General features: G+C 39.0%; 26 protein-coding genes. 11 read left to right on the top strand and 15 right to left on the bottom strand.

What is annotated here, in order from left to right; translation table 11 throughout:
- Nucleotides 1-266 precede the first annotated feature (266 nt).
- On the top strand, nt 267-710 hold the full coding sequence (locus G6R09_RS10555; RefSeq protein ID WP_082955732.1) for a YcgN family cysteine cluster protein: 444 nt from the start codon (nt 267-269) through the stop codon (nt 708-710).
- A 111-nt stretch (nt 711-821) separates the two neighbouring features.
- Here the strand turns inward: G6R09_RS10555 and G6R09_RS10550 are convergent, their stop codons facing one another.
- The 4 genes from G6R09_RS10550 to G6R09_RS10535 form a co-directional block, all read right to left on the bottom strand.
- Entirely contained in the window at nt 822-1,805 is a 984-nt protein-coding gene (locus G6R09_RS10550; protein WP_163922243.1) for an MBL fold metallo-hydrolase, read from the bottom strand.
- Nucleotides 1,806-2,012: 207 nt separating this feature from the next.
- Entirely contained in the window at nt 2,013-2,879 is an 867-nt protein-coding gene (locus G6R09_RS10545) for a neutral zinc metallopeptidase (RefSeq protein WP_163922241.1), read from the bottom strand.
- Between the two features lie 162 nt (nt 2,880-3,041).
- The gene (gene dusC, locus G6R09_RS10540; RefSeq protein ID WP_065168120.1) at nt 3,042-3,986 is read right to left on the bottom strand and encodes a tRNA dihydrouridine(16) synthase DusC; all 945 of its coding nucleotides are present in this window, start codon (nt 3,984-3,986) and stop codon (nt 3,042-3,044) included.
- Between the two features lie 78 nt (nt 3,987-4,064).
- The gene (locus G6R09_RS10535; protein WP_065176311.1) at nt 4,065-4,742 is read right to left on the bottom strand and encodes an NAD(P)H-binding protein; all 678 of its coding nucleotides are present in this window, start codon (nt 4,740-4,742) and stop codon (nt 4,065-4,067) included.
- Nucleotides 4,743-4,920: 178 nt separating this feature from the next.
- On the opposite strand from G6R09_RS10535, the gene G6R09_RS10530 reads away from it, so the two are divergent.
- Together G6R09_RS10530 and mutT are read left to right on the top strand one after the other, a co-directional pair.
- Nucleotides 4,921-5,574 (top strand): SEC-C metal-binding domain-containing protein, encoded by a 654-nt coding sequence (locus G6R09_RS10530; protein ID WP_163922239.1) that lies wholly within the window; start codon nt 4,921-4,923, stop codon nt 5,572-5,574.
- The gene (mutT, locus tag G6R09_RS10525; RefSeq protein ID WP_163922237.1) at nt 5,574-5,987 is read left to right on the top strand and encodes an 8-oxo-dGTP diphosphatase MutT; all 414 of its coding nucleotides are present in this window, start codon (nt 5,574-5,576) and stop codon (nt 5,985-5,987) included. The genes G6R09_RS10530 and mutT overlap by 1 nt, the downstream gene beginning before the upstream one ends.
- A 91-nt stretch (nt 5,988-6,078) precedes the next feature.
- Here mutT and dsbB read toward each other — a convergent pair whose 3' ends face one another.
- Nucleotides 6,079-6,585: a disulfide bond formation protein DsbB gene (dsbB, locus tag G6R09_RS10520; protein WP_235860128.1), complete on the bottom strand. Its 507-nt coding sequence runs from the start codon at nt 6,583-6,585 to the stop codon at nt 6,079-6,081.
- Here dsbB and G6R09_RS19925 point away from each other — a divergent pair.
- Nucleotides 6,488-6,694, top strand: a complete 207-nt coding sequence (locus tag G6R09_RS19925) for a hypothetical protein (protein WP_240345734.1) — start codon at nt 6,488-6,490, stop codon at nt 6,692-6,694. The genes dsbB and G6R09_RS19925 overlap by 98 nt on opposite strands.
- Nucleotides 6,695-6,719: 25 nt before the next feature.
- Here the strand turns inward: G6R09_RS19925 and nhaB are convergent, their stop codons facing one another.
- Nucleotides 6,720-8,309, bottom strand: coding sequence for a Na(+)/H(+) antiporter NhaB (gene nhaB / locus G6R09_RS10515; protein WP_163922235.1), 1,590 nt, complete (start codon nt 8,307-8,309; stop codon nt 6,720-6,722).
- A 516-nt stretch (nt 8,310-8,825) separates the two neighbouring features.
- Here nhaB and fadR point away from each other — a divergent pair.
- From fadR to G6R09_RS10495, 4 genes are all read left to right on the top strand, one after another.
- Nucleotides 8,826-9,677 carry a fatty acid metabolism transcriptional regulator FadR gene (gene fadR, locus G6R09_RS10510; protein WP_065168125.1) on the top strand — a complete coding sequence of 284 codons (852 nt, stop codon included), beginning with the start codon at nt 8,826-8,828 and terminating at the stop codon, nt 9,675-9,677.
- 133 nt (nt 9,678-9,810) lie between these two features.
- A complete protein-coding gene (locus G6R09_RS10505; RefSeq protein WP_163922233.1) occupies nt 9,811-10,671 on the top strand; it encodes a winged helix-turn-helix domain-containing protein in 861 nt (286 codons plus the stop codon).
- Nucleotides 10,665-11,150, top strand: a complete 486-nt coding sequence (locus G6R09_RS10500; protein ID WP_163922230.1) for a hypothetical protein — start codon at nt 10,665-10,667, stop codon at nt 11,148-11,150. Before G6R09_RS10505 ends, G6R09_RS10500 begins: the two co-directional genes overlap by 7 nt.
- A gap of 246 nt (nt 11,151-11,396) precedes the next feature.
- Nucleotides 11,397-12,011 (top strand): porin family protein, encoded by a 615-nt coding sequence (locus G6R09_RS10495; protein WP_065176305.1) that lies wholly within the window; start codon nt 11,397-11,399, stop codon nt 12,009-12,011.
- 65 nt (nt 12,012-12,076) lie between these two features.
- Here G6R09_RS10495 and G6R09_RS10490 read toward each other — a convergent pair whose 3' ends face one another.
- The 3 genes from G6R09_RS10490 to G6R09_RS10480 form a co-directional block, all read right to left on the bottom strand.
- Entirely contained in the window at nt 12,077-13,606 is a 1,530-nt protein-coding gene (locus G6R09_RS10490; protein WP_065176304.1) for a SpoVR family protein, read from the bottom strand.
- Nucleotides 13,607-13,712: 106 nt separating this feature from the next.
- Complete coding sequence (locus tag G6R09_RS10485; protein WP_065176303.1) at nt 13,713-14,984, bottom strand: YeaH/YhbH family protein; 1,272 nt, start codon at nt 14,982-14,984, stop codon at nt 13,713-13,715.
- Nucleotides 14,985-15,009: 25 nt separating this feature from the next.
- Nucleotides 15,010-16,944 (bottom strand): PrkA family serine protein kinase, encoded by a 1,935-nt coding sequence (locus G6R09_RS10480; protein WP_065168131.1) that lies wholly within the window; start codon nt 16,942-16,944, stop codon nt 15,010-15,012.
- 554 nt (nt 16,945-17,498) lie between these two features.
- Here G6R09_RS10480 and G6R09_RS10475 point away from each other — a divergent pair.
- Nucleotides 17,499-17,879, top strand: a complete 381-nt coding sequence (locus G6R09_RS10475) for a VOC family protein (protein ID WP_065168270.1) — start codon at nt 17,499-17,501, stop codon at nt 17,877-17,879.
- A gap of 43 nt (nt 17,880-17,922) precedes the next feature.
- Here the strand turns inward: G6R09_RS10475 and G6R09_RS10470 are convergent, their stop codons facing one another.
- Both G6R09_RS10470 and gap read right to left on the bottom strand, forming a co-directional pair.
- Complete coding sequence (locus G6R09_RS10470) at nt 17,923-18,798, bottom strand: D-hexose-6-phosphate mutarotase (RefSeq protein WP_163922227.1); 876 nt, start codon at nt 18,796-18,798, stop codon at nt 17,923-17,925.
- Between the two features lie 342 nt (nt 18,799-19,140).
- Nucleotides 19,141-20,136 (bottom strand): type I glyceraldehyde-3-phosphate dehydrogenase, encoded by a 996-nt coding sequence (gene gap / locus G6R09_RS10465; RefSeq protein ID WP_065168133.1) that lies wholly within the window; start codon nt 20,134-20,136, stop codon nt 19,141-19,143.
- Nucleotides 20,137-20,473: 337 nt separating this feature from the next.
- Here gap and msrB point away from each other — a divergent pair, with 337 nt between their 5' ends.
- A complete protein-coding gene (gene msrB / locus G6R09_RS10460) occupies nt 20,474-20,863 on the top strand; it encodes a peptide-methionine (R)-S-oxide reductase MsrB (protein ID WP_163922224.1) in 390 nt (129 codons plus the stop codon).
- Here msrB and G6R09_RS10455 read toward each other — a convergent pair.
- Entirely contained in the window at nt 20,860-21,723 is an 864-nt protein-coding gene (locus G6R09_RS10455; protein ID WP_240345725.1) for a DUF2989 domain-containing protein, read from the bottom strand. The two genes, msrB and G6R09_RS10455, sit on opposite strands and share 4 nt — an antisense overlap.
- A 173-nt stretch (nt 21,724-21,896) precedes the next feature.
- Between G6R09_RS10455 and G6R09_RS10450 the strand changes: the two genes are divergently transcribed.
- Complete coding sequence (locus G6R09_RS10450) at nt 21,897-22,214, top strand: YeaC family protein (protein WP_163922221.1); 318 nt, start codon at nt 21,897-21,899, stop codon at nt 22,212-22,214.
- Here the strand turns inward: G6R09_RS10450 and G6R09_RS10445 are convergent, their stop codons facing one another.
- From G6R09_RS10445 to sppA, 3 genes are all read right to left on the bottom strand, one after another.
- Nucleotides 22,215-22,898, bottom strand: coding sequence for a glutathione S-transferase family protein (locus G6R09_RS10445; protein ID WP_235859682.1), 684 nt, complete (start codon nt 22,896-22,898; stop codon nt 22,215-22,217). It lies immediately after the preceding gene.
- A 152-nt stretch (nt 22,899-23,050) separates the two neighbouring features.
- Nucleotides 23,051-24,064: an asparaginase gene (gene ansA / locus G6R09_RS10440; RefSeq protein ID WP_065168136.1), complete on the bottom strand. Its 1,014-nt coding sequence runs from the start codon at nt 24,062-24,064 to the stop codon at nt 23,051-23,053.
- A 232-nt stretch (nt 24,065-24,296) separates the two neighbouring features.
- The gene (gene sppA / locus G6R09_RS10435; protein ID WP_065168137.1) at nt 24,297-26,144 is read right to left on the bottom strand and encodes a signal peptide peptidase SppA; all 1,848 of its coding nucleotides are present in this window, start codon (nt 26,142-26,144) and stop codon (nt 24,297-24,299) included.
- Nucleotides 26,145-26,286 lie beyond the last annotated feature (142 nt).

The raw sequence follows: 26,286 nt of genomic DNA, 5'->3' as shown, positions 1-26,286 counted from the left end.
TCGGTTGCGCAAATTACCATTGTTATTCTTAAAAGCCAAATAACTTATTGCTTTTATCGATGCTGACGATGTAACTATCTTAGCGCTATTTTTACTATTAAATGATAATAACTATTATTACTGTCGTTATTAACGATTAATAGGTATTTTTAATTTGCAGTTTACCGTATAGATCGCTATAAAAACCGACTGCTATATTTATTAATAAGCTCATTCATTATTGTGGCGTATTGAACGACACAAATAACAATACTGGTGTAAGTATCATGACCCATTTTTGGCAACAGAAAGACTTAACGACAATGACAGATCAAGAGTGGGAATCACTGTGTGATGGCTGTGGTAAATGTTGTCTGCATAAGTTAATTGATGATGATACTGATGATATCTATTACACCAATGTCGCCTGTAGTCTGCTTGATAATCAAACATGCTCATGCAAAGATTACATGAATCGATTTGAGTCAGGTGAAGAGTGCCTTAAGTTAACCCGTGAGCGTATCGATGAGTTTGTATGGTTACCTGAAACGTGTGCTTATCGTTTGTTGGCAGAAGGTAAGCCGTTACCTGAGTGGCATCCACTGATCACCGGCTCTAAAGCTGCGATGCACAAAGCGGGTGAATCTGTACGAAATAAAATAGTGTATGAGATTGACGTGATCGATTGGGAGGACCACATTTTAAACCATCCCAATCGTATCAGTGAATAAGATGCGTAAATAACCCTTATTTCATAAAAACGCCTCCGCTACTGCAACAGTGACGGAGGCGTTTTTATTTATAGCGAGTGGGTTATTGAGGGTAAGTTATACCGTACGTTGTTATAAGCTAAAGCGTTCGCCTTGCGCGGGGAAATGGAAGCTTACTCCAAGGCTGTTACCGTCATTAAGTTGCTGTTTAATAATTGCTTGAGGATTTATGTCTTTCAGCAAGCTATATTTTATATGGGTGATCATAATCGGTAGTCCGGCTAAGCTGCCTTTACCACCAGCCTTATATTCAAGTACTGCTAACTCTTCTAATAATAATTTAGGGGTTAAATGACCATATAAAGAACGCTCAGGCACTTTATTAGTGAAAGAGGTTTCAATCATTATCCCTTTTAATTGTTTATTCTTAATATAAGGGGCCAACGTTGACCATAAACTATTGAGGTGGTCGCTTTGCTCAACGCTATCAGCACCAGTGTCGCCAAGATAGACCATGATTTGCTGTTGGTTATTTTTAATAACAAATGCTGATGACTCAATACCAGCATGACTTAACGGTAAGGCTTTAACTTGTAAAGAGGTGTCTTTAATCGGTAGCCATGTTTGCGCTGATAAATCACGGTATTGGTATTTGCCTAATTGATAGCCTTGGCCTTTATTACCAAAATTTGGCCATGCTTGCCAATTGAAGTAAGTTTTAGCAATGGTTTCATTGACTGACGGTAAACCATAAATATATTTATGACTATCATCGGGGGAAGCTATGATCATTCCTGCAAGGTGATCAAGGTGCGCATGGCTAATTAGATAGCCTTTAATTTTTTCACGTAGAACATAACCGACATTGGTATATGGCGAGTTTTTGGGGATCTCAATATCTTTAAAGGCTTGTTTTTCTTCTGCGACAATAAGGCCATTGACCACTGTTCCAGCATCAAGGGTGATGTAATTTGTATCACGGCTGTCTTTGAGTAGAAAAGCCGTTAAATTACCATCTTGAATACCGCCCTTACTCCCTAAAGTTACAACCTCAAATCCAGCCTGCGCGTAAGCCGAAAACGAGCACAGTAAGACCAACAAACTTTTTTTGAACATTCTATTTTCCCTATAGAAATAAAACTACCTGCGTTCATATATAAGTAACCATACTTAGACTATGACGTTATATGGAATAGTGGTGGAGAGAAAACCTATAATTGTAAATAAATGTGATTATCTTAAATATGCTGATCACAGCGGCTTATCAATAAGATGTAAGCCGCTATTTGAAGTCCCGATCAACAGTAAGTAATCAAGGGGGAATTAAGGCTGACTAAAAGTGTTACAAGCACGAGGATCGCCGCTTTTAAATCCTTTTTGAAACCAGGCAATACGCTGTTTTGAACTGCCATGGGTAAACGCATCCGGTTGTACCGCTTGTCCTGCCATTTTTTGTAATCGGTCGTCACCAACGGCACTCGCTGCATTAAGGCCTTCTTCAAGATCTCCCTCATCAAGCATGCCTTGTTGGTTAACATAATGACCCCAAACGCCGGCATAGCAATCAGCTTGAAGCTCTAATTTCACACTGAGCTGATTGGCGGTGCGTTTATCACTACGTCGTTGCAGTTGGGATACTTTATCACTGGTGCCGAGCAGTTTTTGAACATGATGACCCACTTCATGTGCAATCACATACGCAAATGCAAAATCACCAGGTGCGCCGAGTTTTTTTAATTCATCGATAAAGCCAAGATCAAGATAGATTTTTTGATCAGCAGGACAATAAAAAGGGCCTGATTGTGCAGAGCCTGTACCACAACCTGTATGGGTAATATTGTTATACAACACCAATGTCGGTGGTTGGTATTTGCCTGCCAGTTGCTTGTCCCAAATACTTTCTGTTGAGCCCAGAATAGCTGCTACAAACTGCTTGTTTTGATCATTTAATTGTACTGGCGCTGTTTTAGATGACGATGGTTGTTGAATACCCAAAGAATTACCGCCACCAGTGAAATATTGGTAAGCAAAGAATAGAGCGCCAATGACTAATATAATTCGTCCGCCTTTGCTGCGCATGAGTAACGGGACTAAGCGTAATAATCCCGCACTGGATGTGCCGGCTTGACGCGGGCTGTCGCCACGTCGATCTTCAATATTTGAACTTTGGCGGGAGTTCTTCCAACGCATTATCAATCCTTTATTTTTATAGGTGGCTGTTTTAAAGAATGGCTCAAAAATTAGCGCAGTGGAATTTTTTTGTTACTGACGCTGTTATTGAGTGTGGGCGTAAGGTGTTTATTTCCCCCTCGATGCAAGAATCAGTGTAAGAGGGGGAAAATAAGCTCGCGATTACAATTGTTGTTGAGCTTGTTGTAATCGTTCAATAATTGGCGCAGCTTTATTTAGGCAACGAATGTCGGTAAATAATAGCTTGGCTTGTGGGTATTGGTGGCGCAGGTAAGCGAACCATTGCTTAACTCGATTTGGATAATATAAGCCTTTATCACCTTTTATCTCAAATTGAGAATAAGTTAATAACAGGGCTAATACTTGCTCCCATGTCATTGGTGCTTGATTATGTTTCACAACATTGCCTAAGTTAGGTAAGTTCAATGCACCACGACAAACCATTAAAGCATCTGTATTGGTCGCAGCTAAGCAAGCTTGACCATCGGCATGGCTCCATACCTCACCATTGGCAATAATGGGTAATGTGACGTGTTGACGAAGTTGACGAATATAATCCCATTTGATGGTGTCTGCTTTATAACCATCATCTTTAGTGCGCGCATGGACGACCATTTCATCAGCGCCAGCTTGAGCAATCGCATCGGCAATCTCAAAGCATTGCTGTGGATCATCCCAACCTAAACGTACTTTTGCGGTCACAGGCTTAGTTGGGTTTACTGCTGCGCGGGTCGCTTTAACGATTTGATAGATGAGCTCGGGCTCTTTCAGTAATACCGCACCGCCACGGCTTTTATTAACCGCTTTTGCAGGACAACCAAAGTTTATATCGATACCGGCTGAGCCGAGGTTACAAGCGCGATGAGCATTCTCTGCCATCCACTGAGGGTTTTGACCAAGTAATTGCACTCGCACCGGTGTGCCAGAGCGTGTTTTACCACCTTGGTGTAATTCAGGACATAAACGATAGAAAACACTATTAGGTAAGAGGCTATCAATAATACGTACAAATTCAGTGACACAGAGGTCATAGTCATTAATTTCGGTTAGCATCTCGCGCATTAGGTGATCTAATACGCCTTCCATCGGGCCTAAAATAACTCGCATCGGGGTGGTTGCTCTACTCAGTAAATACGCTAAGGGGCAAGAGTCTAGTGCGAGTTAGGTTATTTGTCATCTTTGTTTTTATATTGACCGTAAATGATGGCCTGAAATAATTGTTGTAGCCTGTAAGTGGTGCTTATCGCATGCAATGGCCATCTTTACCATACTGGTAGCCACATCTTCTGCAGGAATTGGCGTGAAGTGTTTGAGTGGACCTAGCATTATAGGGTGTATAGTTTCAAAAATACGTTGAATGGCGAGCTCATCTTTACGTGGTGTATTGCGTTCACCTTTAAGCGGGCCAGGGCGCACAAAAACACAATGTTCAAACCCTAGTGCTGTTAGCGCTTGCTCCATCTTGCCTTTGCAACGTAAATAATGCGACGGTGAATGCTTACATGCCCCTAAGCTTGAAACAACGATGAGGTGTTTAACCCCAAGATTTTTCATGGTAATTGCCACACTTTTAACTAAACCGACATCTATTGCTTCAAGAGCTTGATTAGTAACAGCCTTTTTTTTAGTCGTGCCTAAACAAATAAAGCCATATTCAGGTACAGGTTGATCGTCTTCCCAAGCAATAATACGTAATTGACTGTCTATAATTTGATGTAATTTCTTACTATGAAAAGGAAGTGACTGACGAGTCAATGCGTAAATGTGATTAAAACGCGGGTGATCGAGTAATTGATGTAATAACTCTGTACCGATTAAGCCACTGGCTCCGGCTATAATCGCGTTCAGTGAATGGGGTGACATACGTGTATCCATCATAATAAGTCGAAGGCTATAAATAGCGTATTTTTATCTAATTTGCTTTTAAGTGCATCAAATTTCAATCATTGAAGGTAATTTATGGTGCAGTAATCGCTGTTGTCACGCATATTCGACGTATAATATCCCTAAAATGAATCAAAAGAATTAACTAGGACAGTCCATGAACACATTAATGACCTTACCTGCACAGTGGCAAGGTATGTCGGCCGCTTTTATTGAAGGTGCTTTATTTGCCGCAAATGCTAACCCAAAGCCAATGGAGCCAGAGGTATGGCTATCTGCTTTAATTAACGGTGGTGGCGATGATGCTGCAACGGTAACGGTTGATGATGCCGATAAAGTGGCGATTCTTAATCATTTTGAAATGCAATATCGATTCGTTAAGGCGGGGGAATATCAACTGCCTGCAAGTTTGATTTGGCAACAAGATGGTACTAATCAAGTTGCATTACGTGAGTTTGCCCAAGGCTTTTTAGCTGTATGGACATTCATTGAGCCTAATTGGCAGCAGCAAACAGTGTCTGATGGCACTATGCGAATGTTATCTGCATTATTGACCACATTAATGTTGCTGGTGGACGAAGCACAAACGTTAGCACAAATGGAACAAGCCGGTGTTATGGGTATGCCTGCACCAAGCGAGTTGTATGCTCAATTACCTTTAATGTTAACAGAGGTTATGATGGCGGCTGATCAATTGCAGATTGGCGCTGGCGCACAAGCAATCAACCCGTTTAAAGGTATTGGACGTAATGATCCATGCCCATGTGAAAGTGGTAAAAAGTTTAAACAATGCTGTGGTAAAACGCTGTAATGTTTGAGCATAAACCGCATCTAGTTGTTGTTGCTGGTGTGATTGAAAAAGATGGTTGTTATTTTATTGCGCAGCGGTTAGAAAATGCCAGTCAAGGCGGCTTGTGGGAATTTCCTGGCGGTAAAGTTGAGGTAGGTGAAACACCTGCGCAGGCGCTAGAACGTGAGCTATATGAAGAGTTAGCGATTAGAACCACAACTGGCGTCTGGCTTACTGATAGCGAATTTGATTATGGCGATAAAGTAATTGAACTGAAAGGGTATTTAACCGAGTGGCAGCAAGGTGAGATCCAATTAAATAGCCATCAGCAAATGGCATGGGTTGAATTGGCGCAATTGGAACGTTACCGTTTTTGCGCAGCAGATTATCCTATTATTGCAGCTCTACATGATCATATTTGTGCTGGTAAGTGATGCCACACCATCAACCGCATGATATTGCCTAAAAGAGTGATCAAAAAAGCGAAGCTTTAAGCTTCGCTTTTTATTTCATTTGAATGTTAACTTAGCGCTTGTGACCAAAAAATTGTGCAATAACCATTACTGCCCATACAATCAGATTGGCAGCAAAAATAATCACCAGCCATTGTGGCATTGACAGATCAAGGAAGGTCCAAACCACCTTGGCACAATCGCCATAAGCTTCAAACATCCACGGTACCCAATGGTTCAATGGTGCCCATGATGGAAATTGAACAAACAAATCACAGGTTGCAAATGGTGATGGATTAAACTGGTATCCGACATGCTCATAGGCTAGTTCTAAACCACGGAATGCGCCATAGCCCCAACCCGCTAAACCAATCCAACGAAATACGCCATTTCTAGGTGCAAGCAGACCGATTAGCGCTGCAATGCCGATTGCCATCATAGCAACACGTTCATAAACACACATCACACAAGGTGCAAGGTTCATGACATGTTCAAAAAACAGTGCTGAACTTTCAAAGAAAATAATTGATAGCAGCAGTAGTAACCAAGCTAAACGTGTTTTTGAAAAAGAATTAAGCACTTGCATTATCGGTACTCTAATGACTAACTGGATAAAACAAGACCCTGAATATCAGGGCCTTGGTAGCTATAACTTGGTGTTATTCAAGCATAGCTCTAAAGATAAGTAAATCGGCATTAAGTCGTTATCGCTTTTTAATGACCGACAGCAGGAATAGCTGCAGCTGCATTGACTGTTGCTTGTGTTAACCAGCCCATGCTGTAGAACCAATCTGTCATTGGAACCAATAATAATTCAATACCGGCTAAGCCAACAAAGGTCAGCACAATCGTATAAGGCAGGGCCATATAAACCATGCGTCCATAAGAGAGACGGATCAAAGGCGCAAGTGCAGAGGTAAGTACAAACAAGAAGGCAGCTTGACCATTTGGTGTCGCTACTGATGGTAAGTTAGTACCTGTGTTGATAGCAACCGCTAACATATCAAATTGATTACGGTTGATGACACCATTAACTAATGCTGATTTTACTTCGTTAATATAAACGGTACCGACAAACACATTATCAGAAACCATCGACAATAAGCCATTAGCAATATAGAACATGGTTAATTGTGCACTACCTTCAAGGGTTAATACCCAGCTGATAATCGGCGTAAATAACTGTTGATCAATGATCACTGCAACGACTGAGAAGAAGACAGCCAATAGCGCAGTAAAAGGTAATGCTTCTTCAAATGCTTTACCTAAAGCATGCTCTTCTGTTATACCAGTAAATGCGGTAGCAAAAATAATCACGGTTAGACCAATTAATCCCACTGCAGCTAAGTGCATCGCTAGGCCGACGATAAGCCACACCGCAATAATGCCTTGGACGATAAACTTGGCATAATCAAGGTTAGTACGGCGTTTACGCTCTTCGTTATCAAGATCAACTAAAATCGCACGTACATTTTCAGGTAATTTGGCACCATAACCACAGACTTTAAACTTCTCAACCAATACACAAGTACAGAGGCCACAAATGAACACTGGAATAGTGACAGGTGACATACGAATAATAAACTCACCAAATTGCCAGCCTGCTTGATCGGCAATGATTAAGTTTTGTGGTTCACCCACCATCGTCATTACACCACCAAGTGCAGTACCTACACCAGCATGCATTAATAAACTACGTAAAAAGGCGCGATAGTTTTCAAGATCATTACGGCTAAGTTCTTGAACATGATCATCATCGGTATGATCGTGATGAGCATTAGGATCTTGTCCTGAAGCGACCTTGTGATAGATGCTATAGAAGCCAACAGTAACACTGATCACCACTGCAATAACTGTTAGTGCATCAAGGAAGGCTGATAGGAAGGCGGCCATGACACAAAAAGCCAGTGAAAGTAGGATCTTTGACTTAATGCTAATCAGTATTTTAGTAAAAATAAACAGTAGCAACTGCTTCATAAAGTAGATGCCAGCAACCATAAATACCAGCAGTAATAATACCTCAATATTAGCGACAAGTTCGTGTTTTACTTGTTCAGCACTGGTCATACCGATAGCGACAGCTTCAATTGCCAGTAAACCACCGGGTTGAAGAGGGTAACATTTAAGTGCCATTGCGAGAGTAAAGATAAACTCTACCACCAATAACCACCCAGCAACAAAAGGATCAACGAGAAAGAAAACCAATGGGTTAATGATAAGAAAAGAAATGATTGCAATCTTGTACCAGTCAGGTGCCTTACCTAAAAAGTTTTTTATAAAGGCATTCCCTAGCGATATGGCCATGTTTAAATCTCTTATTATTAGTGCAAATTTGAAGGTATTAAATGGTACGAAGGCTTGCTAGCACTAATCAGCTGACAATTAATGGCATCATGCTAAAAATTTTCAGTAGTGATTAAGTTCTTTAAGATAAACACCATAGATAAAATGATGATATTTAACTTAAAGCAGGCAGCAGCGTCCATTTGCTCCCAGTGTGTTAATGATAACTCTACCGACTGAATTCTATTAGTCAACCGCAGACACATATATGTAAAGTTAATATGACATTTTCATCACAAACTGAGGGTGATACCTAAGACATTAGCACTACAATATACAGAATATTGCAGGCGAAATATTGCAAGCTGATAAAATAGTGCCATTAATCTAGCAATGAATGGTGCAGATGGTTTATTTTTGTACATATCTATCTGCTTAGTGTCAGAGTTATAGACTAGATTTCAGCAATTGAAGAACTAGTGGTATGATGAGTGTTAACAAATAACATAAGCAAGAAGCGAATTGGATTGAACTTAGATGGTTATTAAGGCAGATAGCCCAGCGACGTTTGCTGAGAAATACATTATTGAAAGTATCTGGAATAATCACTTTCCTCAGGGCTCTATTCTTCCTGCTGAGCGTGAACTTTCGGAATTGATTGGTGTAACTCGCACAACATTACGTGAAGTATTACAGCGTCTGGCACGAGATGGTTGGCTAACGATTCAGCATGGTAAACCGACCCGTGTAAATAATTACATGGATACTTCAGGTTTAAGCATTCTCGATACGTTAATCACATTAGATGGACAGGATGTCCAACGAGTTTTGGCTGATTTATTAGCGGCTCGTACGGATATCAGTAGTGTTTTTATGCGCTATGCTGTCAAAGGTAATCCAGATAACTCCAGCGAATTAATTCAACATGTAATTGAATCATGTCAGCGATTATTAGCCGCTGAGAGTTTTGCTGAGTTTATTGAAAATAGTGATGACCGATTAGATTTACTGCAAGAAGTAAAAAAGATCGTTGATAAATACGGTAAGAATGATCCTCAGTTATGTGAGGAAATTTGTCGAGCACGCGCTTTTAACTACTATGATTACCGTCTATTCCAAGGTATGGCAGGTAAATCAGGTAACACGCTTTATGTGCTAACAATCAATGGACTACGTAAAATTTATACTCGCGTTGGCGGCTATTACTTTATGAATCCAGAAGCTTGTCAATTAGCACTTAATTTTTATGGTGATTTACAAGCATATTGTGATAATCATCAACCAGAATTAGTTGCTGATCGTATTAAAAAATATGGCCGAGAAAGTGGTGCGATTTGGTATACCCATCGCGTTAAAATCTCTAAATATTTATACGAAGAAGAACAGTAAATATACATCGTGCAGATATCAATAAAAAAGAGAGCTTATTAGCTCTCTTTTTTTATAAACGGCATATCTTATTGGATAAAGATGTTAATATAACTGATAATTAGTTATACGTTATGTTAAAAGTAATATTACCATGATCAGCAGTGAAATATATCAAATTGGCCCTATTCGTTATGACTGTTCAACGCGAGTATTGACACATGAAAATGGCTATAGCGAGTATTTTACGCCAAGAGTGAGTGATGTCTTTATATTATTATTAGAGCATCAAGGACAATGTGTTGAGAAAGATTATTTATTATCTCAATGCTGGGGGGATGTTATTGTATCTGAACAGGCCTTAACCAATGTTATTTCTAAACTAAGAAAAATATTGCATAAAAACTGTCCTGATGTTTTCACTATTACTACTGTAAGTAAATCTGGATATTTGCTTGACGTTATTGAGGATATCGAAGATATACAAAAAGGAGGCAATAATAGCGCCGCTGATGCAATAGAAATTATTGATCAAGAACAGATGATTAATAGCAGCTCGACGGCTATATCTCTTGAACGTAAATTATCTAAGGTTATCTGGTTTACGAGTTATAAAACAACATTATTATTATTGTTTGTTTTGGGGTTAATGGTAAATTTTATTTTTTATAAGTATGGAGAAATTAAATCACGACCATATTTTGTTAATACATCAAGTTATTCTAAAACCGTCAATATAAACAGCAATAACACTTATATCCATACTGTAAAAAATAGTAGATTAGATGAGAGTGAAATTATTAAATCACTTAAAAATGGACTAGCTCCAATTTGTAACTCTGAAGTGTATGTGAGGTTTTATAATAACACTAGAATAAAGAACCATGTTGGATTAGTTATCTTTATTATTACTCATGATGGAAGAGCGTTTAATTTTAGAATGTCTGAATATATTAAAAATGATCTTGGTGATAAATTAAATGACTATTTGTTAGGGAAAAATGTTGTATGTTGAAAGTAATAAATATTACGTTATTGATAATAATCATTATGTTATTACTTGGATTTAGTGTTTTAAGTTTTAAAAAAGACAGTCTCGTGACGACACGATGGTATTGTGATCAATCTAAAAATAGTTTTATATCTAAAGCTTATTCTGAATATAGTAATATTACAGAGTATATGATTTTCACCTTTAGTTCTGAAGATAGCTTTATGATTCATGAATATATTACAGTAGAAAAAAGTAAAGGTGTAATATCACCAGTAGAGGTATTTTACGAAGGTAAATATAATAAAAAAGATAATGAAATAACGTTAAATTTTGATCGAGTAAGATTAGTTAAAAAAGTTCAGGACAGTAATATAAATAAGAGTTATCAAGATTATCAGGGCTATAGTATATCGTATGCTTATAAGAAGTTAGGCAACAAGATGTATTTCTACTCAATGAATAAAAATGATGTGTTTGATATGGTTTGTTATAAAAATTAGTCTAGCTGTATTTTATAAACACATTGAACATAATCGATATTTTTATTTTTTACCGATTTAATCGAGATAATTTTTGATGTGTAAAATTATTTTTATTGTTTTTATTAACTTTATTTGAAATTTTTTGTTTTAATTTTTAATCACTTTGTGTTTTGTTTAGTGATGGTTTTGTTTTGGTTTGTTTTTTTTTGAAATGAATTTGTACTATTGCTGCTCTTTCTTATACCCAATTTGGATTTATATCTCATGAAAAAATTAGTCGTAGCAACAGTAATGTGTTCATTATTATCTTCATATGCAGTCGCTAGCGAAAATAATACAGCAGCAAATAAGTACAAAGGTTTTTATGTTGGTGGCGGTGTAGGTACAACAGATTTTCATGATAAAGTTTCATCAGAAATGTCTAAGGAACATGGCGTTGGTATTTCAACTAAATCAGATGCTGCATATAAAGTAATTACGGGTTACCAATTTAACCGTATAGTTTCTATTGAAGCACAATATACTTCTTATGGTGATACTAAATATAATATCGTATCTGAAGGAGAGAAAAGTAATTTTAAAGTTAAACAACAGTCGTACAGTATTGCAGCGAATGTTGGTTATACGTTTGATAATGGTTTACGTCCTTTTGCAACTGCAGGTTTAGGTCAAATGTTTATTAAATCTGGAGGTTTTAAAAAGGATGGCGGCTTAGTTCGTTTAGGTGCTGGTGTAGAGTATCAAATTAAACAAATCCCAGGCTTAGGTATGCGTGTGGCTTATGAGGCTGACTTCTATACGCTTGAAGATAAAGCGAATCATAAAGATTATGATCAATCAGTTGGTAGTTGGTACGTTGGTACTACATATAAGTTCTAAGATATTAAATTTATCATAAAATAATAAAACCGCCTTGATATAATAAACAAGGCGGTTTTTATTAATTATATATCGGTATTATATTGAGTATTGGCAGGGCAGGTTGCAATTATTTTCCCACGTCCATCCGGTAACTCTTCTTCTAAAGTAACATTAAAGCCCCATAAACGATGTAAATGTTTTATTACTTCAGTATGACTTTCCGCAAGCGGAATACGGTTATGGGGAATATAGCGTAATGTCAGTGAGCGATCACCGCGTAATGCGACATTCCAAATTTGTAAATTAGGCTCATTATTGCTGAGATTATACTGTGACGATAATTTTTCACGAATCATACGATAGCCTTCCTCATTATGTATCGCACTGACTTCGACATAGTTATGGCGGTCATCATCGTTAACAGCAAACAGTTTAAAATCACGCATTACTTTAGGTGATAAAAACTGGCTTATAAAGCTTTCATCTTTGAAGTTTTCCATTGCAAAATGGAGAGTATCAAGCCAATTTGATCCAGCAATATCTGGGAACCAATATTTATCTTCATCGGTTGGATTTTCACAAATACGACGTATATCTTGGAACATCGCAAAACCTAACGCATAGGGATTAATACCATTGTAATAAGGGCTATTATATTCAGGTTGTGCGACCACATTAGTATGGCTGTGCAAAAACTCCATAATGAATCGATCGGTAACTAAACCTTCATCATAAAGGTGATTTAAAATAGTGTAATGCCAAAATGTAGCCCAGCCCTCGTTCATTACTTGGGTTTGTTTTTGAGGGTAAAAATATTGGCTAACTTTACGTACAATACGAACGAGTTCTCGTTGCCAAGGTTCAAGTAATGGCGCATGCTTTTCAAAGAAATAGAGAATATTTTCTTGTGGATCGGCAGGGAAACGATCTTCTTCAATAATTGTTTCTTTTGCTTGGTGGTGAGGTATTGTTCGCCATAGAGAATTCACTTGTGATTGCAGATAATCTTCTCGTGCTTTTTGACGAGCAGTTTCTTCTACAAGTGATATTTTTTGTGGGCGTTTGTAGCGATCAACCCCGTAATTCATCAGTGCATGGCAAGAATCAAGGAGTTTCTCAACATCATTAACACCATATTTTTCCTCACATTCAGTGATATATTTACGGGCAAATAGTAGATAATCAATGATTGAACTAGCATCAGTCCAAGTTTGAAAAAGGTAATTACCTTTGAAGAAAGAATTATGTCCATAGCAGGCATGTGCCATTACTAACGCCTGCATGGTAATGGTATTTTCTTCCATTAAATAAGCGATGCAAGGATCTGAATTTATAACGATCTCATAGGCTAATCCCATTTGACCGTGTTTATAGCCACGTTCTGTTTCAATAAAACGTTTACCAAATGACCAATGATGATAATTGATTGGCATGCCAATACTGGAATAGGCATCCATCATTTGTTCGGCAGTGATAACTTCAATTTGATTTGGGTAAGTATCAAGACGATAGTGTGCAGCAACACGTTTAATTTCAACGTGATATTGCTCAAGCAAATCAAACGTCCAATCTGGTCCATCACTGAGTGGTTTTGTTTTTGTCGTTATTGCCATCACTCAATCTCCCCATATTTTTTCCATTATTTAACTGATAAAGAGTGATAATCGGCACGTCGTTATCGTGGTGCCGATTATATTCAGTTGATGAAATGGTATGAATTTAACTAACTTGTTTTTTAAATAATTCCCTAAACACCGGGAAAATATCATCGACAGTTTTTATATTCTGCATTGCAAAGTTTTCATGGCTACTATGCAAGGCTTCATACTCTCGCCACAATGTTTGATGTGCTCTACGCGTGATCTCAATATATGAGTAATAACGTGTCAGTGGCAGTATGTGTTTATCAAGCAATTCTCGACAACCTGGAGAGTCATCTGCCCAGTTATCGCCATCAGAAGCTTGTGCCGCATAGATGTTCCATTCTTCAGGGCGATAGCGTTGTTTAACGATGTCATGCATCATTTTCAATGCACTTGAAACAATGGTGCCGCCTGTTTCTTGTGAATAGAAAAATTCATGTTCATCAACTTCTTTGGCTTGAGTGTGATGGCGAATAAATACCACTTCAACATTTTTGTAAGTACGGTTTAAAAATAAATACAGCAGTATATAAAACCGTTTAGCGATATCTTTCGTTGCCTGATCCATCGAGCCAGAGACATCCATTAAACAGAACATCACAGCTTGGCTTGATGGTTGTGGACGACGGTCATAGTTCTTATAACGTAAGTCAAAAGTATCTATAAACGGCGTACTATTGATTTTTTTCCGTAAGGCAGTAATTTCCTGCTTGATACGTTGCTCTTCAAAGGGCTGAGCGGGTTCGGTGGTAAACAGTAGCTCAAGCGCTTGTTCAAGCTCGCGCAATTTTCGGCGTTTACTTGCAGTCATTGCGGTCCGTCTTGCAAGTGAGTTTTGCAATGATTTGACGATAGCAATATTAGACGGCACACCTTGTGATTTATAACCAGCGCGGAATGTTTTCCATTCGACTAACTGATTAATGGCATTTTTCTGTAAGTTAGGCAGTTCTAAGTCTTCAAACAATAAATCAAGATATTCATCTTTAGATATTTGAAAAACAAAATCATCTTGGCCATCACCATCAGGGCTTGCTTGACCTTCTCCGGCACCACCTTGACCGCCACCTCCTTGTGGGCGTTCAATGCGATCACCTGCAATAAATTGGTCATTACCTGGGTGGACGACTTCACGTTGTCCACCTTTACCTTGATGAAATATTGGTTCACTAATGTCGCGAGAGGGGATGGTTATATCCTCACCACTATCGACATCAGTAATCGAACGTTTATTTACCGCATCAGCAATAGACTCTTTTATTTGCTGTTTGTGACGGCGTAAAAAACGTTGGCGATTGACGGTGCTCTTATTTTTACCGTTGAGCCTTCGATCAATAAAGTGTGCCATAGTTCCCCCCTTTGTTGTCAGTTGGCTACGACGACTTACGCACGCGTAAGTACCATTCAGACAATAAACGTACTTGCTTACGGGTATAGCCTTTTTCCATCATTCGAGCGACAAAGTCATCATGCTTTTTCTGTTCATCGGTTGATGTTTTGGCGTTAAAGGAAATAACCGGTAATAGCTCTTCTGTATTTGAGAACATTTTTTTCTCAATCACAGTGCGCAGTTTTTCATAACTGGTCCAGTTAGGGTTTTTACCGGCATTATTAGCACGAGCACGAAGTACAAAATTAACGATTTCATTACGGAAATCTTTTGGATTACTGATGCCTGCTGGTTTCTCTATTTTCTCTAGTTCATTATTGAGTGCTGAACGATCAAACAATTGGCCAGTATCAGGATCGCGGTATTCTTGATCTTGAATCCAGAAGTCAGCATAACTGACATAACGGTCAAAAATGTTCTGACCATATTCGGAATAAGACTCAAGATAGGCTGTTTGAATTTCTTTACCAATAAACTCAACATATTTAGGCGTTAAAAAGCCTTTGAGATGTTCAAGGTACTTTTCTGCAACATCTTGTGGGAATTGCTCACGCTCAATCTGTTGCTCAAGCACATAAAATAGATGCACGGGGTTAGCCGCAACTTCGGCATGATCAAAGTTAAATACTCGTGATAGGATCTTAAAGGCGAAACGGGTTGAAAGCCCATTCATGCCTTCATCGACACCAGCATAATCACGGTATTCTTGATAAGATTTTGCTTTTGGATCGGTGTCTTTAAGTGTCTCACCATCATAAACACGCATTTTTGAATAAACGCTAGAGTTCTCAGGCTCTTTAAGACGAGATAAAACGGTGAAGCGAGCGAGAATTTCTAGGGTACTCGGTGAGCATGGGGCTGATGATAATTCACTGTTTTGTAATAATTTTTCGTAAATACGCATTTCTTCAGAAACCCGTAAACAATAAGGCACTTTCACGATATAAACACGATCGAGGAAGGCTTCGTTAGTCTTATTATTACGGAATGTTTGCCACTCTGATTCGTTTGAGTGCGCTAAAATCATGCCATCAAAAGGCAATGCAGATAACCCTTCGGTACCGTTATAGTTGCCTTCTTGCGTCGCCGTTAATAATGGATGCAGCACCTTCAATGGCGCTTTAAACATCTCGACAAACTCCATCAAGCCTTGGTTTGCTTTACATAGCGCACCTGAATAACTATAAGCATCAGGATCATCTTGAGAGAAGTGCTCAAGCTGACGAATATCCACTTTACCGACTAATGATGAAATATCTTGGTTATTTTCATCACCCGGCTCAGTTTTTGCAATACCCACTTGATCAAGGATGGATGGGCGAACTTTTATCACTTTAAATTGTGTTATATCGCCACCAAATTCATGTAACCGTTTTGCTGCCCATGGCGACATAATGGTATTTAAATAACGCCCAGGGATACCGTATTCATCTTTTAGCAATCCACCATCTTCTTGTTTATCAAATAAGCAAAAAGGGTGATCGTTAACAGGACTACGCTCGCCATTGGCTGTCAGAATGTAAATAGGCACTTTTTGCATTAAACTTTTTAGTTTTTCAGCAAGTGATGATTTACCACCACCAACAGGACCTAATAAGTACAGAATTTGTTTTCGTTCCTCAAGCCCTTGTGCTGCGTGTTTAAGATAAGAAACAATCTGCTCAATGGCTTCTTCCATGCCATAGAAATCTTTAAAGGTGTCGTAACGTGATATAACACGGTTTGAAAATAAGCGACTAAGATGTGGATCTTGTGCTGTATCAATCATTTCTGGCTCGCCGATGGCCATTAGAAGACGCTCTGCTGCATTGACGTAAGAACTTCGATCGTCTTTACAGATATCAAGGAATTGTTGTAATGAAAGCTCTTCGTCCTTAGCTTCTTCATAGCGCTGACGATAGTGGTCAAAAATACTCATAGTATGCCCCCTGAATCGTTCTTATATTTAAGAGTAACTAATGAAAAACATGTTGTTTTTGCATTGCTTACTTATTTAAGCCTAGCCTGAACTTATCACTTTGTATTGTAGAGTTACGGGTTGGTAAATAAATATGTTTATATGAAAGGGAATCAAATTGCTGGTTAAGTAACCAATATCAACCACTATCCTTGAATTACAGGGGGTTCGCAAGCTAAATTGTTGCAAGTTATGGTTATATGTGATTGTTTATCTTATTTTAATTGATGATTATGTTATTAGTGCGTTAATGCTTGATTGGGTGGTTTGGGTGGTGTTTATGACTGCATTTGGTGGTTATGTTGAATCAATCATTTAGTTTTGTTGGCAGTTATAGTTTTATTGTGTTTTTTTGTCATCGGGGTGTTTTTTTGTTCTGTCTTAGGATCAAGAGTAAATGAAAAATTGTAAGAATTTTGGCCGCAGAGCGTGTTTTTTTTCACAAAACTGTCGTAGCTGACTTAATCTCAATAGATGATGATCGATATTGTTTTTTGAATATGGAGCAAGATGCTATGGCTATTTGTCGTGTCGACACAGTCTCGATTCCTGTGTCTGATCAAAATCAGGCGCTGCAATTTTACCGTGACGTATTAGGCTTTGAATTAATTAGAGATCATGCTGATAATCAACAGACGCGGTGGGTACAGTTAGTTCCTAAAGGCGCAGAAACGACGATCAGTTTAGTTAAACCATTCGCGGGAATGGAAGCTGGGGGAGTACAAGGGTTAGTGGTTCAAACTCATGATATTCAGTTAACTTACCAAGAGTTGAGTGGCAAAGGCGTGGCATTGTCAGAAATTATTACCATGATGGAAGGACGATTTGCGACCTTTAATGATCCTGATGGTAACGGGTGGGTACTGATTCAATCGACAGCCACGATGTTGGCATAAATCGCTAGCAAGACAGCATTGCTTGCTAGCGATAAATAATAACTTAGTGCTGAATAGCAATACGTGTTGATAGCGTGTGTGTTTGTCCTGGCTGTAATTCAATGGTTGGCGTATGGATTGTTGATTCGACACATACCATTGTTTCAAAACTGTTGTTGGCCATATCACCCATGCTGATGGATAGTTCTTGCCAAGGGTTCCAAATAACAGCGGCGTTATGACCTTGATTAGTCACCAAAATAGTACGTTGGTTGTTTTTGTCATTAACTTCAATTGTTGCCTGAGGATGTGTATAAACACGATCTGTTTCAGTATTGAATGTTAACACATCACCGCCTTGACAAACTTTCCCTGCTTGAGTGCTATCGAGGTATTCTTCACCCATACCAGTGACAGCAACAGCATTAATATCGGCAATATTAAAGTAAGTGTGTAATGCACCACCATATGACCAAGGCTGAGTGTCTGTATTGGTTGATGTTAGGCTAACATTTAACTCAGTACTCATTTCAAACGTCATTTGGTTATGGAACTTATGAGGCCAAATTGCACGTGTGTGTTGATTGTCTTCTAGGGTTAAAGTAACAATAACACCATTATCATTTTCACGGTGTTGCGATAATGTCCACTCACTAGTACGAGCAAAGCCATGTGATGGTGCTGCTGCTTTGCCAAACCATGGCCAACAGACAGGAATACCACCACGAATGGCCTTTGTTATATCAAATTCAGCTTCTTCGCTTAACCAAATAAGGTCTTTTTCACCCGCAGGTTTAAACCAAAGCAAATGGCCGCCGTGGAGAGAAATACCGGCTTCTACCATTGGGTGAATGATGCGAAGAATCTTCACGCCTTGATATTCACATACGGTAATAGCATCAGATAATGCATTAATTGTCGAAAGTTGACGTAAATCCATCTGCTTTTCCTTAATGTTGAGTGGCACCAGTGCCTATTGTTAATGTTTTTGTCTAAATTTGGCTCAAAATCATTAACAATGGAAACTTATTTTTCGTTTTAAAATATCAAAGAATATAGAAAGTTATTTGTTATTTTTGTTACGGTTTTGATCTGTGTGTTTCATGTTTTATAGCCTAAACGTGTGTTTAGTTGTTTGTTTTATAACATGCTATTTTATGACTGGCGTGGAAATAACGTATTATTGGTGAGCGACTATATTTTAGATATAAAAAAGGCGACACCCTTAAGCGTCGCCTCTTATTATCAGCTTTCAAAGAAAGTCAGCTAATTGCTTACATTATTACTTAGAGATGTGAGCGATTAGGTCTAGAACTTTGTTTGAGTAACCGATTTCGTTGTCGTACCAAGATACAACTTTAACGAAGTTATCAGTTAGTGCGATACCAGCTTTAGCATCGAATACTGAAGTTTGAGTTTCGCCGATGAAATCTTGAGAAACAACTTGGTCTTCAGTGTAGCCTAGAACGCCTTTTAGTTCGCCTTCAGATGCTGCTTTCATAGCTGCACAGATAGCTTCGTAAGATGCGCCTTTCTCTAGGTTAACAGTTAGGTCAACTACAGAAACGTTAGCAGTTGGTACGCGGAAAGCCATACCAGTTAGTTTGCCGTTTAGTTCAGGAAGAACAACGCCTACTGCTTTAGCAGCACCAGTTGAAGATGGGATGATGTTTTGAGAAGCACCACGACCACCACGCCAGTCTTTCGCAGAAGGACCGTCTACAGTTTTTTGAGTAGCTGTAGTTGCGTGTACAGTTGTCATAAGACCAGAAACGATACCGAAGTTGTCGTTAAGAACTTTAGCGATAGGCGCTAGACAGTTAGTAGTACAAGAAGCGTTAGAAACGATGTCTTGACCAGCGTAAGTTGAATCGTTCACGCCCATAACGAACATTGGAGTTGCGTCTTTAGAAGGACCAGTAAGAACAACTTTCTTAGCACCAGCAGTGATGTGCTTACGTGCTGTAGCGTCGTCTAGGAATAGACCAGTAGCTTCTGCTACAACGTCAACATTGATAGCATCCCACTTAAGATCTTCAGGGTTACGCTCAGCTGTAACACGTACAGTTTTACCGTTAACGATTAGGTTACCGTTTTCAACTTCTACAGTACCGTTGAAACGACCGTGAGTTGAGTCGTACTTAAGCATGTATGCCATGTATTCAACGTCGATTAGGTCGTTGATACCAACAACTTCGATGTCAGTGCGCTCTTGCGCTGCACGGAAAACAAAACGACCGATACGGCCAAAACCGTTAATACCTACTTTGATTGTCATTACAGTTTGCTCCACAACTTAATTTCTAATGAAATATAACTGGTAGTAAAATTACAGAATCCTTTGTAAGCCTGCAAGCAAAAAAATCGTTTAAATTGCTTAAGGTCAAAAAAAAGTTCGGATATTTTTTACATTTCCACTACAACGACGGTAATTTGTACAAATGTTGTTTAAATTACCGTCACAGTAATTATTAACTTTTAATCATATATTCAAAAACAAAACATGCTTTTTGGGTCTATGTGACTTTTTGCACAGGAAGTATGTGGTACAGTGACCCTAAATAGCAAATATATTTATTCGGTTTAGTGATAAATTTTTTAAAAGGCAATGCAGAATGAATAAAAAAGATAATGCATATTGGCGAGATAAATTATCGACAGCGGCTTATCAAGTCTGTCGTGAGCAAGCTACTGAAGCGCCTTTTAGTGGCACATTGCTCCACAACCGTGAGACCGGGGTTTATTCCTGTACTTGTTGTGGTCAATCTTTATTTTCTTCTACCAATAAATATGATTCTGGTTGTGGTTGGCCAAGTTTTGATGCGCCTATCACTAAAGAATGTATTCGTTATTTAAATGATAATAGTCACGGTATGGTGCGTACCGAGATCCGCTGTTCGGAATGTGATAGCCATTTGGGGCATATTTTTCCAGATGGTCCACCATCAACAGGTGAACGGTTCTGTGTTAACTCAATCTCACTGCTGTTTGCGTCAGATAATTAGTCTGGTAGGTTGATTGTTGTCTGAATATATTGACCATTGTTTAATGTTTTAATTATATCGGTGACAGTAGTATTTAATGTCTGTCGTTCATTATCGGTTAAATTAAAGCGATTTTTAATCGACGATGTCACTGTTTTAGGCTGCGTATTTGGTTGATATTGATTGGCAACTTTAGCCCACACATACGCTGCTGCGGTGTTTTTTTGTTGGTAATATAATGTCGCAAGTGTATGCAATATATTGATATTAATATCATCATTAGCCTTATACAGACTAAGACTATGGTGCAATAGATTGAGCGTCTTGGTTTTATTTTTGTCGATATAATAACTCGCAAGCGCTAATTGTAATTCTGGATGCTCAAGTTTTGTATTTCCTTCAAGGGCTAGAAATTGCTGCTTCGCAGTTTGGTCTCCTTGCGTCCAACGGTAAAAAATAATATGTGGATCTTGCGAAGACTGTAATTCTTGGGTGAGTCTATCGATAGCATCATAACTATGATGCAATGCTTGTATCCGCTTAGTTTTACGTTGTTTTAATTCGGTCGGTTCAATGCGCGCTGCGTATTCTAGACAAAATTGATATTCTTGGGTTGCTTTTAGTTCTTTGAATTTTTGTTGGTCGGTCGGTGATTGTAAGGTGTCATAACGTTGCCAAATGAGATTGGTACGTTGAATTCGACATTGCCCATCATTAAGATTCAATGGTTGGCATAATTGAGGATTATCATTGCATAGGCTATCGGTTGTTCGGTAACGATCAAAGCAGCCACTAATTAATAGCGGCAGCAATAAAATAGCCGTCATTGTGGATACATTATAACGAGGCATGATGGTCAGTGGTAAAGAGACGATAGCCAAAATATGCACTTATTAGAAATAGTAGATGCATAAATTTAGCATTAAATTGTCTTTTGTAAACGACTTGTTTTCTGTAACTTAAACGAGTGTGATATGGGTGTCATTCAGCGATGGCATGAAACCAAGTCTGCAACTAAATATCATCTAACTATGACGAGAAAAGGAAACAATAAATGGATATTAGTCAGTTATTAGCCGCGATGACGCCTGAGGTTTACCAGCGAATTTTAACCGCAGTAGAAACTGGGAAATGGCTCGATGGTTCAGTGCTAACACCACAATTACGTGATAGTGCAATGCAAGCCGTGATGCTATATCAATCACGACATAATATCGATGCTGATCATATGACAGTGGCAGCGGGCGGTGAAATAAAGTTTAAATCAAAAGCAGAATTTAAACGTGATTTTGAAAGTGACAGTTTATCTGCTCGCGATGATAACATTACTGCTGATAATGATATTGCCCGTTTTGATCATGATCAGCTGTGATTATGAGGTTGATGGCTGCGGTAAGATCATTGGTTCACAATAGAAATCTTGTAATTGATGATCTTCTTCTGCGATAAGATTGGCAATCCACGGTTCAAGTTCGATACGTTGTAAATAAGCATGTAACTGTGGATAGTGTGGTTGTAAACGCAGCCCACTCATCCAACCATTACGAAAGACACTCCATAAGCTAATCTCCGCTATTGAGAAATGATCGCTGATATACCCTTGAGATGGTATTTGTTGATTGAGGTAATGCAGCACATCAGGAAGATGATGAGTTAAACATTGATTAACGGCTTCTTGATCACAGCTTTTTCCCTGCATCTTTTGGCGTAAGACTTTCTGATAAAATAACACTCCGCCAATTAACGAGGTTACTCGAGTGGCAGCATAAGCTTCGAGCCAGCGTATTTGAGCGCGTTGTTGAGCATTGCCAGGATATAGCGGCGGAATGGGATAGACATCATCTAAATAATGCGCAATAACCGTTGAATCAATAATGGTTAACTTTCCATGTTCAAGTACTGGGACTTTCCCCATCGGATGCCGTTTGTGTGCCAACTCTTTTTCGAGATAAGGATTAAGTGGTTGAAGCTCGTAACGAATACCTTTGTAGTTGAGCGCTAACATTATTTTGCGTACAAAAGGTGAGATTGATGTGCCGTGTAAAATCATAGTCATTACTTATTGCTTGGCTCAATGAGCGATAGTATTGCAATAAGTGTAGTTGGCTTTGCGGTAATCAGGGTTAGAAAGTCATTATCAAAAAAGAGCCACTGTATATAACATAGTGGCTCTTTTTTGTTGGTAGCAGTAAGGGTGTCTCAGCGGTACTAGTGGGTTAATTCGCCGCGTAAGTTTTGCTGCATCATGCTACGAATAGTTTCTGTACTTAGGTTTTGGCTTAATAAATAATGCAATTTAGCCAGTGCCGCTTCTGGCGTCATATCATAACCACTTAATACGCCAGCATCAGCCAGAGCACAGCCTGTTGCATAGCCACCCATATTTACTTTGCCTGATAGGCATTGGGTTAGGTTCATCACAATAACACCACGATCTGTCGCTGCTTTTAATTGCTCAAGCAGTTCTTTATTTTGGGGGGCATTACCAACCCCAAAAGTCAGCAAGATCATCGCATTGACAGGTTGGCGTAAAGTATTACGAATCACCTCAGGAGAAATACCTGGATACATAGTGATCACTCCAATAGGCTGAGGTGTAATGGTATGTACCTTAAAACTACCTTCTGGCTTTTTATCTATTTGAGCAATGTTATTAACACTAATATTGATCCCCGCTTCTAACAACGGTGGTAGGTTTGGCGAAATAAACGCACCAAAACCATCAGCATGTGCTTTGGTGCTGCGGTTACCGCGAATCAATTGATTATTGAAAAATACCGTGACTTCATTAATCGGGTAATTTGCTGCAATGTGGAGTGCATTAAGCAGATTACTTTGGCCATCAGAGCGTAATTCAACCAGTGGAATCTGTGAACCGGTCACAATCACGGGTTTGTCTAAATTTTCAAACATGAATGATAACGCTGATGCGGTGTAAGCCATGGTATCGGTACCATGTAAAATAACAAAGCCATCATATTTATCATAGTTAGCTTTAATATCATCAGCAATGCGCTGCCAATCCATCGGTGTCATATCTGATGAGTCGATGAGTGGTGAATACTCATTGATGGTGAATTCTGGCATTTCTGAACGATGGAATTCTGGCATGCTTGCCAATTGTTTCTGCATAAAACCAGCTACAGGAACATAGCCATGATCCGATTTTTGCATACCAATAGTGCCGCCAGTATAAGCGATATAAATATGTTTTCTTTCCATTTTGAGCTCAGAATGAACGAATGAGTGCGCGTATTATACGCAAACTATATGAAGATGCGAGGTTAGTTAGATTTGTAGTGCGATTGTGTGAGTTAAAATGTGATCGTAGTTAACTGTGCTGATTAATTGAGCGCTTGCAGTGTAAATTACTGCTTTTGGTTTAAGTGGGTATGATAGTAAAGCGAACAATCCGACCAATAAAACATGGTCGGGTTGTCGTTGCGGTGTATGGTTAGTTAACCGTACTGCAGTTTAAGCAGAAGGCATAACGGCCATTAGGATCATTAAAATTCGTTAATGAGGTTAGATCTTTGGCGACTTTAGTGACTGGCGCTAAGGTCGATGGCATATCACCAAAGACCATCGTCATTAGCTGGACTTTTACTTCGCCGGATAATTCTTTAAAAAATTGCTGTACTGGCGAGAGTGGTTGTTGCATCCATACTAGTTGGTAATCTTTTACCTTTGCTAATTCAACTGCTGCGGTAATAGCTGTATCAAAATCACCAAGTTTATCAACTAAGCCACGTTGTTGAGCATCTTTACCTGTCCACACTCGACCTTGAGCAACTTTATCAGCTTGTGCTAATGACATATGGCGGTATTTGCTTACTAAACCAATAAAGCGTTGGTAGCCATTATCAACCCCAAGCTGGAATACTTTTGCTACGCCTTCAGGTAATGCGCGGGTGACACCAACACCTGAGAAAGGCGTTGTGCCAACCCCGTCGCTGTAGACGCCGAGTTTTTCTAACCCTTTTTCAAAAGTAGTTAAAATTGCAAAGATACCGATTGAACCGGTGATTGTTGTAGGCTGTGCAATAATTTCATCAGCACTGGATGAGATCCAATAACCGCCGGATGCTGCCACGCTTGACATTGAAACCACCACCGGTTTACCTGCCTTTTTCAGTGCGTCAACTTCATTACGAATAATCTCTGAAGCGAAAGCGCTGCCTCCTGGACTATCAACGCGTAGAATCACCGATTTCACTTGTTTATCAAAGCGTGCTTTACGTAATAGTGCTGCAATAGTGTCGCCACCTGCAGATCCTTGGCTACTTTTGCCATCGACAATCGCACCGTCGACGATAACTACCGCCACTTTATTGGCTGATGGTTGTTGATTATCGACTAATAGCGGTAAGTAATCGTAATAGCTAATTTGTTTAAAGCTGTGTTTATCGTTAGCACCGAATTTTTTGATCAAAAATTGAGTCATCTGATCACGGGTAACCAGTGAATCAACTAAGCCTAATTTTTGACTTAATTGGGAAAAATCACCATTAACAGATTCTAGTTGAGTCACAAACTCATCAATATTTGGGGTTAATGTTTGTGGCTTAATATTACGATTCTGTGCAACATCGTCACTGAACGCCCCCCATAACTGGGTTAGCCATACGGTGTTAGCTTGTTTCGCTGCCTCTGACATACCATCACGAATATAAGGTTCAACAAACGACTTATAAGTACCGACACGGAACACATGGGTTGTCACGTCTAACTTCGCCAGCAAACTCTTATAATACAGAGTGTAAGTACCGTAGCCCGTTAACATAACGCCACCATCAGGTGATAAAAACACCTTATCGGCATAACTGGCTAAGTAATATTGGCTTTGGCTGTAATTATCGCCATAGGCATAAACCGGTTTACCTGAAGCTTTAAATTCTTCGATAGCTTTTGCGATGTAACGCATTTTGGTTAAGCTAGTTTCAGACATGCCTTTAAGGTTAAGTACGAGGCCTGTAATGTCTTTATCTGTTGCGGCAGCACGAATTGCTTCAACAATGTCAAACAAGACATTCTGCTGAACATCAGGTTTTCCTAATGCTTCATTCATTACGCTATCAAATGGATTGTCATAATTCTTCTGTTCGACAATCGGACCAGACAGATTAAGCACTAAGGCTGAAGGCTGTGTGGTCTCGGCAGGTTTATCTTCATCGGTTAATGCAAAAATGATCGCGCCAATAATAAAAACGAACAAAATGTTGAGGACAAATTTGCGAGTAAAGTTAATTAACTTCCCGATAGCAAGGAAGAATTTTCCAATCCTTGAGAATATGGCTTTCATGAAAATTCCTGATAATGATGATGGCGATATCGTAACGTAGTCACTGCCAAATTGCAGTTTTTTACGGCGTAATTGTTAGCGTTCGTAAAAATAAAGAGACTCAATCGATTATAAATAGTGAGTCGCATCATGTAAATGTTGC

Source organism: Photobacterium sp. Alg240-V54 (genome assembly GCF_900537155.1).
In the GTDB taxonomy this organism is placed as follows: domain Bacteria; phylum Pseudomonadota; class Gammaproteobacteria; order Enterobacterales; family Vibrionaceae; genus Photobacterium.
Note: the sequence above shows the minus strand (reverse complement) of the source record. Positions and strands in the feature narration are given on the sequence as shown.